This window comes from Pseudomonas sp. B21-021, from assembly GCF_024749205.1.
GTDB lineage: Bacteria > Pseudomonadota > Gammaproteobacteria > Pseudomonadales > Pseudomonadaceae > Aquipseudomonas > Aquipseudomonas paraglycinae.
The window spans coordinates 1,954,772-1,969,839 of sequence record NZ_CP087192.1 but is presented as its reverse complement, the minus strand read 5'-3'; the positions used below and the strand labels follow the sequence as shown (position 1 = coordinate 1,969,839).

Below are 15,068 nucleotides of genomic sequence, written 5' to 3'. Positions count from 1 at the left end.
CCAACTACGCCGCTTACTGCTGCTGAACCGAGATGATTGGCGCTGGTGTCGGCGACACCAGCACTTTCGCGTGCATCTGCTCTGAACCACCGCCCCGGCGCATGCCCCTCACTGGGCAGGCATCGAGGTAATCCAGACCCACTGCCAGTTTCAGGTGCCGCTCCGGCCGCGCCAGTTCATTGGTCACGTCAAAGCTGTACCACGCGTCATCGATCCAGGCCTCGGCCCAGGCGTGACTGGCCAGATGCTCGCAATCCTCGCTGTACAGATAGCCCGACACATATCGCGACGGCACCCCGAGGCTGCGCGCGCAGGCCAGAAACGCGTGGGCATGATCCTGGCAAACACCCGCCCGCCCGGCAAACGCCTCGGCGGCACTGGTATCGACTTCGGTGGCGCCCGGTTTGTAGGTCATGTGCTGGTTCAAACCATGCATCAGGTCGATCAGTGCATTGCGGTCCCGGCGCTGTTTGCAGGACTTCTCGGCAAACGCCCGCAGCGCCTCGTCAGCCTCGGTCAGCCGGGTGAAACGCAGGAACGGCAGCGCCGACTGACTCTCGTGCTCGGCTTCGCGCAACTCGTCGATATCGACCTGCCCCCGGGCGCCGATGATGATCGCTTCGTGGGGCTCGTCCATGGTCAGCACATGCAGGATGTTGCCGAACGGATCGAGCTGGGCGCGCACCGGGCGCGGCAGGTCGAGCTGCCAGCTCAGCACATGCTGACGCTCGCTGTCGTGGGGTGTCAGGCGCAGGTACTGGATGCTCGCGCGCACCTGATCTTCGTAGTGATAGGTGGTCTCGTGGCTGATGGAAAGTCTCATGCGGCCTCCAGGTAGGAACTGTGAATGGCGTTGCCCAGCTGGCGCACCAGCGGGATGAATTCGGTGAGCCAGGCGTGCAGCCCTTCCTCGAGAATTTCTTGAATGCCGGTGTAGCGCAGACGCGCGTCCATTTCCGCCGCCAGTCGTTGCGCAGGACGACCGTTGGCCCCCGGCAATTGCGCGAGAATCTGGTCGATTTCTTCGGTACAGGCCCGCAGCGAACGCGGCACGTCAGCACGCAACAGCAGCAATTCAGCGACATGCCGGGCGCCCGGCGCATCGCGATAGATCTCGGTGTAGGCCTCGAACGATGACAGCGCCCGCAACAGCGCACTCCACTGGTAATAGGCGTGAGCGGTGCCGTCGCTGACCGCTTCGGCCTGATCGCCGGCCATCTCGTAACGAGCATCGAGCAGGCGCAAGGTGTTGTCCGCCCGCTCGATGAACGTACCCAGGCGAATGAAACGAAACGCGTCGTTGCGCATGATGGTGCCGTAGGACGCACCCCGGAACAGGTGCGAACGCTCCTTGATCCACTCGCAGAAGCGACTCATGCCGTAGCGGCTGAGGCCCTGATTGGCGATCCCGCGAATTTCCAGCCAGGTGGCGTTGATGTTCTCCCACATGTCGGCAGTGATTCGCCCGCGCACCGCGTGGGCGCTCGCTCGCGCCGCGCCGAGGCAGCTATAGATGCTCGCCGGATTCGCCGCATCGAGGGCGAAGAAGTGCAGCAGTCGCTCGGCATGCAACTCGCCGTGGCGTTCCAGGTAATCGTCCAGCGTGCCGGTGATCAACAGCGGCATCGCCAGTTCGTGCAGACCGTCGCCACGGCCGTCCTGCGGCATCAGCGACAGCGAATAGCTGACATCGAGCATCCGTGCGAGGTTTTCCGCCCGCTCCAGGTAACGCGACATCCAGTACAGATCCGAGGCAGTTCTACTTAACATGGCAGGCTTCCTTCAATCCTCGACCACCCAGGTGTCCTTGGTTCCGCCGCCCTGGGATGAATTCACCACCAGAGAGCCTTCACGCAGGGCGACACGGGTCAAACCGCCGGGCACGACCCGGGTTTCGCGACCGGACAATACGAACGGGCGCAGGTCGATATGGCGCGGCGCAATGCCGTTTTCGACAAAGGTCGGACAGGTCGACAGCGACAGCGTCGGTTGCGCGATGTACGCGTGGGGCTTGGCCTTGATCCGCTCGCGGAACGCATCGATTTCCGCGGTCGTCGCCGCCGGCCCCACGAGCATTCCGTAACCGCCGGAGCCCTGGGTTTCCTTGACCACCAGATCCGGAAGATTGGCCAGTACGTGGGAAAGTTCAGACGGATTGCGGCATTGCCAGGTCGGCACGTTCTTCAGGATCGGCTCTTCGTCGAGGTAGAAACGGATCATCTCGGTAACGAACGGATACACCGATTTATCGTCCGCGACGCCGGTGCCGATGGCATTGGCCAGCACCACGTTGCCGGAGCGATACGACGACAACAGCCCCGGCACACCGAGCATCGAATCCGGGCGGAAGGCCAGCGGATCGAGGAACGCATCGTCGAGGCGGCGGTAGATCACGTCCACCGCTTTCGGGCCGTCGGTGGTGCGCATGAAGACTTTGTCGTCGCGCACGAACAGGTCAGCGCCCTCCACCAGCTCCACACCCATTTCCCGGGCGAGAAACGCATGCTCGAAAAACGCGCTGTTGAACCGTCCCGGTGTCAGCACCACCACACTTGGGTCGTCGATGGGGCTTGAGCTTTTCAGGGTGTCGAGCAGCAGGTTCGGGTAATGGTCGATCGGGGCGATGCGCTGGGCCGCGAACAATTCGGGGAACAGGCGCATCATCATCTTGCGGTCTTCGAGCATGTAGCTCACGCCGCTCGGTGTGCGCAGGTTGTCCTCGAGCACGTAATACGTGCCGTCGCCGTCGCGCACCAGATCGACGCCGGAGATGTGCGAATAGATATCGCGGTGCAGATCCAGCCCCTGCATCGCCAACTGGTATTGCTCGTTGGCCAGCACCTGCTCGGCAGGAATGATCCCGGCCTTGATGATGCGTTGCTCGTGATAAAGGTCGGCGAGGAACATGTTCAACGCCTTGACCCGCTGGATGCAGCCGCGTTCGACGATCCGCCACTCGCTGGCGGGAATGCTGCGCGGAATGGTGTCGAAGGGAATCAGGCGTTCTGTCCCCTGCTCGTCCCCGTAGAGCGTGAAAGTGATCCCGGCACGATGGAACAGCAGATCGGCCTCGCGTCGCCGCTGGGCCAGCAGTTCGTCAGGCGTTTCGGCCAGCCAGCGGGCAAACTCCCGATAATGCGGGCGAACCTGGCCGCCGGCATCGTACATTTCATCAAAATAGGTGCGGATCATGCCGTACTCCTTGTCACCCCGGACATACAGGCCTTCGCAAGGCCCGTGCCATCGGCATAAACGCTTTGATTTCAATCGGTTGGATATTCACGCCACACACACCGCACCATTCCTGTGCGGCAAATGCCCCAACCTGATCGCCCCCGCTTCATTGCGACGCAGTCCCGTCGCCTATCACCAGCATAGTCAGAGTTGATTTCACTGCTCGCCGGCCGCTGCGGATAATCCACGCATCCGCTGCAAAAACGTAGCTGACGAAGTACGCAGCTCCACTGATCCGGCTTGCCTCGGCAGCCCTCCCGGCCGTAACCCTGACCGGTTTCCTCTCCTTCCGGTCTTCCCTTTCAGCCACCTTTTCAGGTGGCTTTTTTTTGCGCCGGTTTCTTGTTTCAGGGTTTTGCCATGCGCTTTTGGGGCGGCAGAAACGACAACGGCCGACCCGAAGGTCAGCCGTAGCTAGACGTGTTGCGAGAGTGATCAGTTCAAACGGTGCCGGTTGCGGATCTCCTGTTTCACGCCCCAGCCTTCGATGATGCCGCCCAAGGGCTCGACCACCGCCGAAAAGCCCTGCTCGAAATCGCCAATGTCGTCGTAGGTTGCGTACATCACCTTGCTCAATTCCAGAGACCAGGCGCCGTCGTCGCGCGCACTGACCTGGGCATTGATGGATTCACCGCGAAATTTGCCTGCCGCCCTGCGCGCCCGCTCCTCGTCCGGGAAAATGGCGTAGAACTCGATGGGATGGAATCGGGAAAAATCGAAACCGCCTTCTTTCATGCGGCGCAGCACGCTGCTGCTGATGTCTTCTTGATAGGCTGTGCTCATGAATCGTCCCCCTCGCATAGATGGATAGACTTTCCGTATTCCCTGCACTGGCCCAACGGGCCCGGGTGCTTACGGCAACCGCGTTGCCGGCGGGAAACAAGCATGTAGCTGACAAGACCAGACCTTAGCGATCCGTTCGCTGATCTCGCTTGCAGAGTAGCCCCAAGATAGAGCCGCTGCCAAGGCCTGGTACATGAAGAAAATGAAGATTCAGATTGGGGTGATGCTGCGGATTTCGATGCTGTTCTGGGTTTTCAGGCTTTTCACGCCGGCATCGGCGGTGCGCCCTTCCAGATCGTTCAGGTCAAGCTCGGCGGCGACTGGCAGGAGTCGTTCCTTGATGAGGCGGGCTGCCCGTTCATGGCTGGGGCATTCCTCGCACTCGAAGACTTCGTCGATCGTTTCACCATGATCGTCCACGAAAGTGACTTTCCACTTTGACATCGGAGCCTCCTCGATCAAACCCGCAAATGGGCTTACACCTATCTCGACTTTTGTCAGGATTGATCGTTCAAAAGGTTTACACCGATGCAACATGAAAAAAGCCGAGGCCGGTGTGTATTCACACACCGGCCTCGGCTTTTTCTGACCCGCGAACGATCAGTCGTTACTTGGCTTGTTCACCGCTTGCAGCACGTATTGCGGCAAGGCGAAGGCGCCGATGTGGATTTCCGGGTTGTAGTAGCGGGTGACGATGCCGCTGCCGATGAAGCGCTGTTGCAGCACTTCGCGGCTCAGCTTGCGGTAGGCCGGGTTGGTCGAGCCCCAGGCGAAGGTCATCGAACCGCCGATGTAGGTCGGTACGGCCGCCTGATAGAAGTGCCAGTCCGGGAACAGGCTGCGCAGGCGGCCGGCGGTGGTTTTCACTTCTTCGATCTGCATGAACGGCGTGCCGTTCTGGGTCACGAGGATGCCGCCCTCGTTCAGGCAGCGGTGGCAGGCCTGGTAGAAGTTTTCCGAGAACAGCACTTCGCCCGGGCCGATCGGGTCGGTGGAGTCGGAAATGATCACGTCGAACTTTTCAGTGGTGGTCGCGACGAAACGCATGCCGTCATCGATCACCAGATTCAGGCGTGGATCGTCGTAGGCGCCCTTGGAGTGGTTCGGCAGGAACTCCTTACACATGTCGACCACGGTGCCGTCGATCTCGACCATGGTGATGTGCTCGACGCTGGCGTGCTTGGTCACTTCGCGCAGCATGCCGCCGTCGCCGCCGCCGATGATCAGCACGCGCTTGGCGGTGCCGTGGGCGAGGATCGGCACGTGGGTGAGCATTTCGTGGTAGATGAACTCATCGGCTTCGGTGGTCTGGATCACGCCGTCCAGCGCCATCACCCGGCCCATGCGCGGGTTCTGGAAAATCACCAGGTGCTGGTGTTCGGTGCGCACTTCGTGCAGCAGTTTTTCCATGCGAAAACGCTGGCCGTAGCCTTCGTAGAGGGTTTCCAGGTATTCGCTGGTCTTGGTGACGGTCATGGTGAAGTGCTCCGATGAATGCGCGGGCGCCAATCGTCAGGTTCGATTGCCCGGGAAAGGCGCGCATTCTACGTTGCAGAAGATGACAGGTCGAACCTCAGTTCATCGGCCCGACCCAATCAGGCTGCGAACGGTCAGATCCGCACATTGCCCCGCGGCCCGGCAATCGCCCAGATGATCAGGCCCAGCACCGGCAGGAGGATGATGAGCAGCACCCAGAGGATTTTCATCCCGGTCTCGGCGCCGCTTTTCAGCACATTGATGATCGCCCAGATGTCGAGCGCAAGAATGATCAGGCCGACCAGGCCGTTGAACGTGGAACCCATGGTGTCGCTCCAGAATAGTGGCATGCACTTTTAGGATAGACGGTCGCGCACAGGGTTCCCTTTTATTGCGTTCAGACGTGAACGGCGACCTTCAGGGCTTCCAGCGACGGCGCGGCGGCAATGCCGACTTCGGCGCACAGTTCCAGCACGCGCGGTACGTCGTTGCCGTAAACCAGCACCACTTGCAGCTCGTCGTCGAGCAACTGGCTGAAGTTCATCAGGGTGTAACCGCCGTTTTCCTTGTTCAGGCTGCTCATCTGCACCTGGATGCGGTTGAGCGCGGTCAGCGCCTCGGTCTTGGCCAGTTGCTTGGGCTTGAGGTTGAACTCGACGCCCGGGCCGAACGAGGCAACGATCTGCGCGAACAGGTCGGCGTAGGTGTCAGCCTGGAACAGCACGGTCTCCGGCAGGCTGCCGACCACGACCCACTCGCCCAGCGGAATCGGGAAAGTGTCGTCGTAGTTGATGTCCGGGTTGGCGGTCAGAAAAGCGTCGGCATCGGCGTAGGCCTGTGCCGCTTCGTCAGCGACCTTCTGAATCTCGTCGTCGCCCATGCAGCCGGAGCTGATTTTGCTGATGAGTTCGGCGAGTGCGGCTTTCATGGGGGCGGATCCTGTGGCGAAGGGAATTTTGAGGGCGCGAAGGATAGCGCATTCTCGCCTTCACCACAGAGCGGGTTCCGGCCAGCGGCTTCAGCCCAGCAGTTTTTCCAGCTGCGCAGTAGTGTCGACAGCGCCCATGGTGCGGGCCGCGTCCAGCGCGGTGATGCCGTTGGCGTCCTTGGCTTTCGGATCGGCGCCCTGGTCGATCAGGAAGTCGACGATTTCAACGCGGTTGAACATCGCCGCCATCATCAACGCCGTGCGGCCATCAAACGAGGCGCCTTCGATCTGCGCCCCGCCAGCAACCAATGCCTTGACCACGGCCAGATCACCCTTGAACGCCGCGCCGGCAATCGGGCTCTGGCCGTTGCCGTTGCGTTGTTCCGGATCGGCCTTGTGCTTGAGCAGCACTTGCACCGCGTCCACATGCCCGTAGTAACTGGCGAGCATCAGCAGGGTGTCGCCCTTGCTGTTGGTCAGGTTCACCGGCAGACCGGCAGTGATCAGGCGATCCAGCATCACCGCATCGCCCTCGCGCGCCTTGTTGAATACCTGCTCGGTGAATTCGGCAGCTTCTTCGGGGGTCATCTGACGGCTTTGGTCGGACATGGGGCAACTCCACTTTCGGTCAATCGGAAAACCGATAGTTTCCCGAGCGCGGCGATAGCTGTCATCCCCTTTTTTCCAAGACCGCCGATAGCCAATATCAATAACGGAACTTGCCTGCCCGGATGTCCGCAAGGATTTCATCCGTAACCTGCACGTAGGTTTCGGTCCCCGGCAGCCAGGCATAAATCGGGTCATCCCCCGTCTGGCCGGGGTCGAAGCCTTCGTTTTTCAGGCGGGTTTTCTGGTATTTGAAGGTGCCGGTGGTTTCCATTTTCACCTTGACCCGCAAGAACAGCGGCACTGCGTAGGCCGGCATGCGCTGGCGGGCGAAAGCCAGCAGCTCGGCGAAATCCAGGGTCGCGAGGGACTCGGCCGGGGTGATCGCCGCCATCCCGGCGCGGCCATTGGTGTTGGGGATTTCCACGCCATAGGCCACCGCTTCGGAAATATGCGGATGCTGGAGCAGCAGATTTTCGACCTCGGTGGTCGAGACGTTCTCGCCCTTCCAGCGATAGGTGTCGCCGAGGCGGTCGACAAACTGTGCGTGGCCGAAACCGATATTGCGCAGCAGATCGCCGGTGTTGAAGAAGCGGTCGCCCTTGGTGAACACGTCCTGCAATACAACCTTGGCGGTTTTCTGCGGATCGGTGTAGCCGTCCAGCGGCGCCTTGTCGTCGATCCGCGCCAGCAGCAGGCCTCGCTCACCCCGACCGACCTTGCGCATGAATCCGTCTTCGCCGCGAATCGGCTCGCCGCTGTCCTGGTCGTAGGCGACGAGTTCCCAGGCCATCAGCGAGAAACCGATGGTGTTGTCGAAATTGAGGATGTTGGTGAAGCCGATATTGCCGTCGCTGGCGGCGTAAAGCTCACAGATGTGATCCACGCCGAAGCGGGTCTTGAACTCGGCCCACGCACCGGGCCGCAGGCCGTTGCCGATCATCTTTCGCACATCATGACGACTGTCGTCGGCACTGAGCGGCTGATCCACCAGATACCGGCACAACTCGCCGACGTAACCGATGGTGGTTGCGCGATAGCGACGCACATCGCTCCAGAACTGCCGGGCGCTGAACTTGCGGCGAATCGCGAAACCCGACGCGCCATTGACCGCCGAACCCCAGCACACGCAAAGCCCGGTGGCGTGGTACAGCGGCAAGGTGCAATAGACGATGTCGTCCGGGCGCATGTCGAGGGCGATCATGCCGAAGCTCGCCGAACTGCGCATCCAGCGTCCGTGCTTGAACACCCCGGCCTTGGGCAAACCGGTGGTGCCGGAGGTGTAGATGTAGAAGCACGGGTCGTCGAAGAAAATCTGCCGGCTGCTGGCCGGGTTGTCGCCCGAGGCGTCGGCGCTGGCGCTGATCAGGTTGATATAGCCCTCGGGCGCGATGCCCGGATGGCTGAAGGTATCCTGATCGGCGACGAACCATGCGCGCGCTGCCGGGATCGACACTTGCTCGCGTACCGCCGCAAATGCCGGCAGCAATTCTTCACCGACGACAATTGCCGCCGGTGTCACCAGATTGATGCTGTGGATCAGCGTATCGCGGGTCTGCGAGGTATTGAGCAGCGCGCTGACGGCGCCGACTTTGGCCAGCGCCAGAATCGTCACCAGCAGTTCCGGACGGTTCTCGATGAACACCGCCACCACATCGCCCTTGCCGATGCCCTGCCCGATCAGATAGTGGGCGATGCGGTTGGCCCACTGGTTGACCTGTGAATAACTCAGCACCACCTCGCCCGACAGCAGCGCGGGGCCCTCGGGATTGCGCAGGGTCGCTTGCTCGAATGTCCAGCCCAGGCCACAGGTTTGGGTCGGATCCGTGACGTTGGCCACCTTCATGCCTTTCACCACCCGGGGGATGGCTTTGGCAATCATCGGCAGTTTGCGGAGCATCATGCCCCAGGTAATCGTGTCGCTCGGCGCTTGGTGCATGGCAGCTCCCGTTCGACCTTGACGTGCAGGCCGGATTTTTATTGTCGGGCAATCGGGTGAGACAACCGGCGCTTCTCGAGCGAGGGTCGAGGCCGAAAATACGTCAGGGCTTCGCGGGCTGTACACGCGGTTTTTGCAATGTTTTGTATCCGTCCCGGCACTACTAAACGCCACATGATTACAGCCAAGGGTATTGGTTCAATCGAATCGACAATGATCCCGCAAAATGCAGGATGCACGATGGCCATTCATGCAGATTGCACGACAGCCAAAATCATCAGATTTTATAAATTACTGATTTATAAGGATTTTTAAAAACTCAAATACTGGCACAATCGCTGCAACTCCCTATACATGCTTGCCATTCAAGTGCATACGGAGCTGAAAGACATGAACCTGATCCAAGAAAAATTTACCTCCCTGTTTTCCAACTTCGCCGTCACCACCCAGCCCCGTCCCGATGGCGGGATCCTGCTGACGCTGAAGAGTGCCGACGGCAAAGTGTTCAAGCGTGCGCTCACGTATCAGCAACTGCATACCGGTGATCAACTGTCGTGGGCGATCAGCGCGATCCGTCGTGATCTGGCGGAACAGGCCAGCGAGCTGCCACAGATCGGCATGCTGCAAAGCCAGCAGCGTTTTGCCCTGCCGACCTATCACTCGATGTAATTCGAACACCGTATAAACAGACAGGCCGTGGAGCTTTCGCTTCACGGCCTGTTTTTTTTGCGCGTCGATTGTGTGAACTCAGAACGCTTCCGGCTCAATCCCGGTGAAGCTGTCGACGGTCACATGCCCTGCCAACTCCCCGCCTTCACGGGCCAGGCCGCAGGTTTGCAGGCCAGCAGCCTGGGCGGCATCGAGTTCTTGCACGATGTCGGACAGGAACAGAATTTCCTCTGGTTCGACCCCGATGGCCTGCTGGATGTTGCTGTACGACTGCGCCTCGCGCTTGGGGCCCGACGTCGTGTCGAAGTAGCCACTGAACAGCGGCGTCAGATCCCCTGCTTCCGAGCAGCCGAAAATCAGCTTTTGCGCCTGAATCGAACCGGACGAATACACAAACAGTTGATGACCGGCCTGATGCCAGCGCTGGAGCGCTTCAACGGCGTCCGGGTAAACATGGCCTTTCAACTGCCCGGCCTGATAACCCTGCTCCCAGACCATGCCTTGCAACGCTTTCAGCGGCGTGGCTTTGCGGTCTTCGGCGATCCAGTCCAGCAGAATTTCCACGACCCGCTCGACGTCAGCCTGCGGTTCGTTGCTGTCGCGGCGCACGGCATCCAGTTGCTCGGCAACATCCGCGCGCTGAGCGTTCTGACGAACGAAGTCCGGCAGATGTTTGGCGGCATACGGAAACAGCACGTCGAACACAAAACTCACCGCGCTGGTGGTGCCTTCGATGTCGGTGAGAATGACCTTGATCGACATCGACTCAGTCCTCCAGACGCGGGAAGCGGCCGGCGATGTCTTCGCCGGTGAAGTTGGCGACCCAGCCTTCGGGGTTGTTAAACAGACGGATCGCCACGAAGTGCGGGTTCTCGCCCATATCGAACCAGTGCTTGGTGCCGGCCGGCACCGAAATCAGGTCGTTTTTTTCGCACAGCACGGCGTAGACGTAATCGTCGATGTGCAGGGTAAACAGGCCGCGACCGGCGACGAAGAAGCGTACTTCGTCTTCACCATGGCGATGTTCTTCGAGGAACTTGGCGCGCAATTCGGCTTTTTGCGGGTGATCGCTGTTGAGGCTGATCACATCGACCGTGATGTAACCGCGCTCGGTCATCAGTTTATCGATCTGTTCTTTATAGGCACCGATCACTTCTTCCTGGCTGGCGCCGGGCTGGATCTTCGCGGCGGCTTGCCAGCGGTCGAAGCGCACGCCCTGCTCGGCCAGGGTCGAAGCGATGTCTTCAAAATGGGTCAGCACCTTGTTCGGAATCTCGGGGCTGGAAACGTGATAGACGGACAGGCTGCTCATGGGGCATTCCTCGGTATCGGCCTTGCCGTCCGGTTCTTCGAGACCGGTCGGGCACTGCATTCATCAGGCAAATGGGCTGGTTCTGGTGAAGTCAGCCTTGGCGGTTCATGACGCTGCGGGTCTTCAACTCGCATTCAAACAGGAATTCAAAGGCCTCGATCTGGCGCAGCGCATCGCTCATCTGCGCGCCCCAGGTGTAGAGGCCGTGGCCGCGAATCAGATAACCGACGCAATCGGGATGGGCTTCAAGCCAAGGCTGCACCTTGGCGGCGAGGCGCGCAATGTCCTGATCGTTGTCGAAGATCGGCACGCGCACCCGGGATTCGTGGGTCGAAATGCCGCTGAAGGCTTTTTGCAGTTCGTAGTCTTCGAACTCGATGAAGTCTTGCGGCGTCAGGCGCGACAGCACCGTGGCGTTCACCGAGTGGGTGTGCAACACCGCGCCGATCTCCGGACGCCAGCTGTAGAGCTGGGTGTGCAACAGAGTTTCGGCAGACGGTTTTTTGCCCGGCTCCAGGCTGTTGCCGGACAGGTCGGTGGCGAGCACGTCGTCCAGGCCCAATTGGCCTTTGTGCTTGCCGGACACGGTCAGCAGTGCTTCGCTCGGCGACAGGCGCGTCGAGTAATTGCTGCTGGTGGCCGGCGACCAGCCGCGACCATAAAGAAAACGCCCGGCGTCGACAATTTGCTGGGCAAGCTGTTCACGGGTAAGGCTCATGGCCTGTCCTCTTGCATTCGAATGGCAATGATAACGGCAGCGGCGAGCGCTGCGAGACTGGCAATACTAAAGGTCAATGTCGCGCCGAGGGCATTCCAGCTGTAACCGGAATACAACGCGCCGAGCGCACCACCGGTGCCGGCCAGCGCTGCATACAACGCCTGGCCCTGCCCTTGCTGGCGCGCGCCGAAGCTACGTTGCACGAACGCGATGGCAGCCGCATGAAAGCTGCCGAACGTCGCCGCGTGCAGCACCTGGGCAAACAACAGGACCCACAGGAACTCGGCGAACGAACCTAGCAGCAACCAACGTAGCGCCGCCAGCAGAAAACTCGCCATCAGCACCCGCCGCAGGGAAAAACGCGCGAGGATCCGGCTCATGGCCATGAACATCAGCACTTCCGCCACCACGCCGACCGCCCAGAGCATGCCGATCACGCCACGGCTGTAGCCCAGTCGCTCGAGGTGCAGCGTCAAAAACGTGTAATACGGCCCGTGGCTCATCTGCATCAGCGCCACGCAACCGTAGAACGCCAGCACCCCGGGATTGCGCAACTGCTTGAGAAAGCCCTCGCCTGTCGGCCGGTTGCCCTGAGGTGGCTGCGCGTTCGGCACCCACAGACTGCTGAGGACGATGCCGGCCATGATCAACACCAGCGCCGCCGGATAGATGTCGAGGCTGAGCCACTCGAACAGCCGACCGAGAGCAACCACGGTGATGATGAAACCGATCGAGCCCCACAGGCGAATCTGACTGTAGCGGGAGGTCTGGCCCTGCAAATGCGCCAATGTGATGACTTCAAACTGCGGCAACACCGCGTGCCAGAAGAACGCGTGCAAGGCCATGACCATCGCCAGCCAGGCGTAGGTCTTGCTGACGAAAATCAATGAGAAAGTCAGCAGCGTGCACACCGCGCCAAAGCGCACGATGACCAGGCGTCTGCCGGTGTAATCGCCGAGCCAGCCCCAGATGTTCGGCGCCACGCAGCGCATCAGCATCGGGATCGCCACCAGCTCGCCGATGCGTGCCGCACTGAATCCGAGGTGATCGAAGTACAGCGCCAGAAACGGCGCCGTCGAACCGAGCAAGGCGAAATAGAACAGATAGAAACTGGACAGCCGCCAGTACGGAAGCGCCGCCACGGTCAGACCGCGGCGGCCTTGAGATCACCCATCAAAGCTGACCCAGCACCGGGGTGCTCACGCGCACATCGGCGTTCTGGCCACGGTGACGCAGCAGGTGATCCATCAGCACGATGGCCATCATCGCCTCGGCAATCGGCGTGGCGCGGATGCCGACGCACGGATCGTGACGACCCTTGGTGATCACGTCGACCGGATTGCCGTCGATGTCGATCGAACGGCCCGGGGTGGTGATGCTCGAAGTCGGCTTCAACGCCAGATGCGCGACGATCGGCTGACCCGAAGAGATCCCGCCGAGGATGCCACCCGCGTTGTTGCTGAGGAAGCCTTCCGGGGTCAGCTCGTCACGGTGTTCGGTGCCGCGCTGGGCGACGCAGGCGAAACCGGCACCGATTTCCACGCCTTTGACCGCGTTGATGCTCATCAGCGCGTGGGCCAGTTCGGCGTCGAGACGATCGAAGATCGGCTCGCCCAGGCCCGGCATCACACCTTCGGCAACCACGGTGATCTTCGCCCCGACGGAGTCCTGATCGCGACGCAGTTGGTCCATGTAGGCTTCCAGCTCCGGCACTTTGTCCGGATCCGGGCTGAAGAAGGCGTTCTGCTCGACCGATTCCCAGGTCTTGAACGGGATTTCGATCGGACCGAGCTGGCTCATGTAGCCGCGAATGACGATGCCCTGGCTGGCCAGGTATTTCTTGGCGATGGCGCCGGCCGCGACGCGCATGGCGGTTTCCCGCGCGGAGCTGCGACCGCCGCCGCGATAATCGCGCTCGCCGTATTTGTGGTGGTAGGTGTAGTCGGCGTGGGCCGGGCGGAACAGGTCCTTGATCGCCGAGTAGTCCTTGGACTTCTGGTCGGTGTTGCGGATCAGCAGGCCGATGGAGCAGCCGGTGGTGCGGCCCTCGAACACGCCGGAGAGGATTTCGACTTCGTCGGCTTCCTGGCGCTGGGTGGTGTGGCGGCTGGTGCCCGGCTTGCGACGGTCGAGATCGCGTTGCAGGTCCTCAAGGGAAATCTCCAGGCCCGGCGGGCAGCCGTCGACAATGGCGACCAACGCCGGACCATGGCTTTCGCCCGCGGTGGTGACAGTGAACAGCTTGCCGTAGGTATTGCCGGACATGCAGGACGCTCCGTGAAATCGAACCCAAATTCGTGATGCGCGCCAGTATACGCAGGCTAACCGAGTAGTTCATCCTCGAACCTTAGCGGTGTGGGTGAGTCCAACCGGCACCTTGGCAAATGATGGCGTGATGATGCTGCGAGTTTTGATCTTGAGCCTTTCCCTGTTTACCGGCTTTGTCCAGGCAACTGTCCTGCAACGTCCGGTCACGTTGACTACCGACAATGGCGAACTTTTCGGCTCGCTGTTGCTGCCGAAATCCGACAGCCCCGTGCCGGTTGTCCTGATCCTTTCTGGCTCGGGTCCTACCGATCGTGACGGAAACAACCCCGACGGCGGGCGCAATGACAGCCTCAAACGACTGGCCTGGGTGCTGGCCAAACACAATGTCGCCAGCGTGCGTTTCGACAAGCGCGGCGTGGCGGCCAGCCTTGCGGCAACCCCGGACGAGCGAAACCTGTCGGTGGAAGCCTATGTGGCGGACGCCGTGGCCTGGGGTCAGAAGCTTAAAGCCGATCCGCGCTTCGGCCCGTTGATCCTGCTCGGCCACAGCGAAGGCGCGCTGATTGCCAGCCTCGCGGCGCCAAAGGTCGACGCGGCGGCGGTCATCTCGCTTTCCGGCACGGCCCGACCGATTGATCAGGTGCTGCGTCGGCAACTGGCCCGCAGCCTCCCTCCCCCGTTGATGCTGCGCAGCAATGAACTGCTCGACAGCCTCAAGGCCGGGCGCACCGACGACAATGTGCCGGCGCCGTTGCAGGTGATTTTCCGTCCGAGCGTGCAGCCGTATCTGATTTCACTGTTCCGTCAGGATCCGGCGGCGGCCTTCGCTCAACTGAAAATGCCGGCGCTGATCGTGCAAGGCAGCAACGACATCCAGGTCCAGGTCGATGATGCGAAATTGCTCAAGGCTGCCAAACCGGACGCGGAGCTGGCGCTGATCGAAGGCATGAACCACGTGTTGCGCATCGTGCCCAACGACGTGAAGCGGCAACTGGCCTCCTACAAGGACCCGAATTTGCCGCTGGCGGCAGAACTGGGGACACGCGTCCTTGAATTTATTGACGGACTTCGCACCCGTTGAGCTCTTTTACCCTCTAGTCCTATGGAAAACGGCCGATAAGCCTTTGTCGCCAGC

Annotated in this window: 17 protein-coding genes; 2 read left to right on the top strand and 15 right to left on the bottom strand. The window is 61.0% G+C overall.

The window, feature by feature from the left end:
- Nucleotides 1–13: 13 nt before the first annotated feature.
- The 10 genes from LOY31_RS08910 to LOY31_RS08865 all read right to left on the bottom strand — a co-directional run bounded on the left by LOY31_RS08910 (nt 14) and on the right by LOY31_RS08865 (nt 8,966).
- Nucleotides 14–823: a transglutaminase family protein gene (locus LOY31_RS08910; protein WP_007959971.1), complete on the bottom strand. Its 810-nt coding sequence runs from the start codon at nt 821–823 to the stop codon at nt 14–16.
- Nucleotides 820–1,770 carry an alpha-E domain-containing protein gene (locus LOY31_RS08905; protein WP_007959974.1) on the bottom strand — a complete coding sequence of 317 codons (951 nt, stop codon included), beginning with the start codon at nt 1,768–1,770 and terminating at the stop codon, nt 820–822. The genes LOY31_RS08910 and LOY31_RS08905 overlap by 4 nt, the downstream gene beginning before the upstream one ends.
- A 12-nt stretch (nt 1,771–1,782) precedes the next feature.
- Nucleotides 1,783–3,192 (bottom strand): circularly permuted type 2 ATP-grasp protein, encoded by a 1,410-nt coding sequence (locus tag LOY31_RS08900; protein ID WP_085690507.1) that lies wholly within the window; start codon nt 3,190–3,192, stop codon nt 1,783–1,785.
- Nucleotides 3,193–3,669: 477 nt separating this feature from the next.
- Complete coding sequence (locus LOY31_RS08895; protein WP_007959978.1) at nt 3,670–4,017, bottom strand: ribonuclease E inhibitor RraB; 348 nt, start codon at nt 4,015–4,017, stop codon at nt 3,670–3,672.
- 210 nt (nt 4,018–4,227) lie between these two features.
- The gene (locus tag LOY31_RS08890) at nt 4,228–4,461 is read right to left on the bottom strand and encodes a hypothetical protein (protein ID WP_007959980.1); all 234 of its coding nucleotides are present in this window, start codon (nt 4,459–4,461) and stop codon (nt 4,228–4,230) included.
- A gap of 156 nt (nt 4,462–4,617) precedes the next feature.
- Complete coding sequence (gene speE, locus LOY31_RS08885; protein WP_007959983.1) at nt 4,618–5,493, bottom strand: polyamine aminopropyltransferase; 876 nt, start codon at nt 5,491–5,493, stop codon at nt 4,618–4,620.
- 134 nt (nt 5,494–5,627) lie between these two features.
- The gene (locus LOY31_RS08880) at nt 5,628–5,819 is read right to left on the bottom strand and encodes a PLDc N-terminal domain-containing protein (RefSeq protein WP_007959984.1); all 192 of its coding nucleotides are present in this window, start codon (nt 5,817–5,819) and stop codon (nt 5,628–5,630) included.
- 71 nt (nt 5,820–5,890) lie between these two features.
- Nucleotides 5,891–6,421 carry a hypothetical protein gene (locus LOY31_RS08875; RefSeq protein ID WP_129973348.1) on the bottom strand — a complete coding sequence of 177 codons (531 nt, stop codon included), beginning with the start codon at nt 6,419–6,421 and terminating at the stop codon, nt 5,891–5,893.
- Between the two features lie 90 nt (nt 6,422–6,511).
- Nucleotides 6,512–7,030 carry an ankyrin repeat domain-containing protein gene (locus tag LOY31_RS08870; protein ID WP_085608799.1) on the bottom strand — a complete coding sequence of 173 codons (519 nt, stop codon included), beginning with the start codon at nt 7,028–7,030 and terminating at the stop codon, nt 6,512–6,514.
- 97 nt (nt 7,031–7,127) lie between these two features.
- Nucleotides 7,128–8,966 carry a long-chain-acyl-CoA synthetase gene (locus LOY31_RS08865; RefSeq protein WP_258713116.1) on the bottom strand — a complete coding sequence of 613 codons (1,839 nt, stop codon included), beginning with the start codon at nt 8,964–8,966 and terminating at the stop codon, nt 7,128–7,130.
- Between the two features lie 390 nt (nt 8,967–9,356).
- On the opposite strand from LOY31_RS08865, the gene LOY31_RS08860 reads away from it, so the two are divergent.
- Nucleotides 9,357–9,635: a DUF3509 domain-containing protein gene (locus LOY31_RS08860; protein WP_039769924.1), complete on the top strand. Its 279-nt coding sequence runs from the start codon at nt 9,357–9,359 to the stop codon at nt 9,633–9,635.
- A 78-nt stretch (nt 9,636–9,713) separates the two neighbouring features.
- Here LOY31_RS08860 and mtnC read toward each other — a convergent pair whose 3' ends face one another.
- The 5 genes from mtnC to aroC form a co-directional block, all read right to left on the bottom strand.
- The gene (gene mtnC / locus LOY31_RS08855) at nt 9,714–10,397 is read right to left on the bottom strand and encodes an acireductone synthase (RefSeq protein WP_258713115.1); all 684 of its coding nucleotides are present in this window, start codon (nt 10,395–10,397) and stop codon (nt 9,714–9,716) included.
- A 4-nt stretch (nt 10,398–10,401) separates the two neighbouring features.
- Nucleotides 10,402–10,947 carry an acireductone dioxygenase gene (locus LOY31_RS08850; protein WP_039770173.1) on the bottom strand — a complete coding sequence of 182 codons (546 nt, stop codon included), beginning with the start codon at nt 10,945–10,947 and terminating at the stop codon, nt 10,402–10,404.
- A gap of 91 nt (nt 10,948–11,038) precedes the next feature.
- Nucleotides 11,039–11,665, bottom strand: a complete 627-nt coding sequence (locus LOY31_RS08845; protein WP_221532958.1) for a methylthioribulose 1-phosphate dehydratase — start codon at nt 11,663–11,665, stop codon at nt 11,039–11,041.
- The gene (locus LOY31_RS08840; protein ID WP_221532957.1) at nt 11,662–12,807 is read right to left on the bottom strand and encodes an MFS transporter; all 1,146 of its coding nucleotides are present in this window, start codon (nt 12,805–12,807) and stop codon (nt 11,662–11,664) included. Before LOY31_RS08840 ends, LOY31_RS08845 begins: the two co-directional genes overlap by 4 nt.
- 31 nt (nt 12,808–12,838) lie before the next feature.
- Nucleotides 12,839–13,930: a chorismate synthase gene (gene aroC, locus LOY31_RS08835; RefSeq protein ID WP_011333207.1), complete on the bottom strand. Its 1,092-nt coding sequence runs from the start codon at nt 13,928–13,930 to the stop codon at nt 12,839–12,841.
- A gap of 130 nt (nt 13,931–14,060) precedes the next feature.
- On the opposite strand from aroC, the gene LOY31_RS08830 reads away from it, so the two are divergent.
- Entirely contained in the window at nt 14,061–15,014 is a 954-nt protein-coding gene (locus LOY31_RS08830) for an alpha/beta hydrolase (RefSeq protein WP_221532956.1), read from the top strand.
- Nucleotides 15,015–15,068 lie beyond the last annotated feature (54 nt).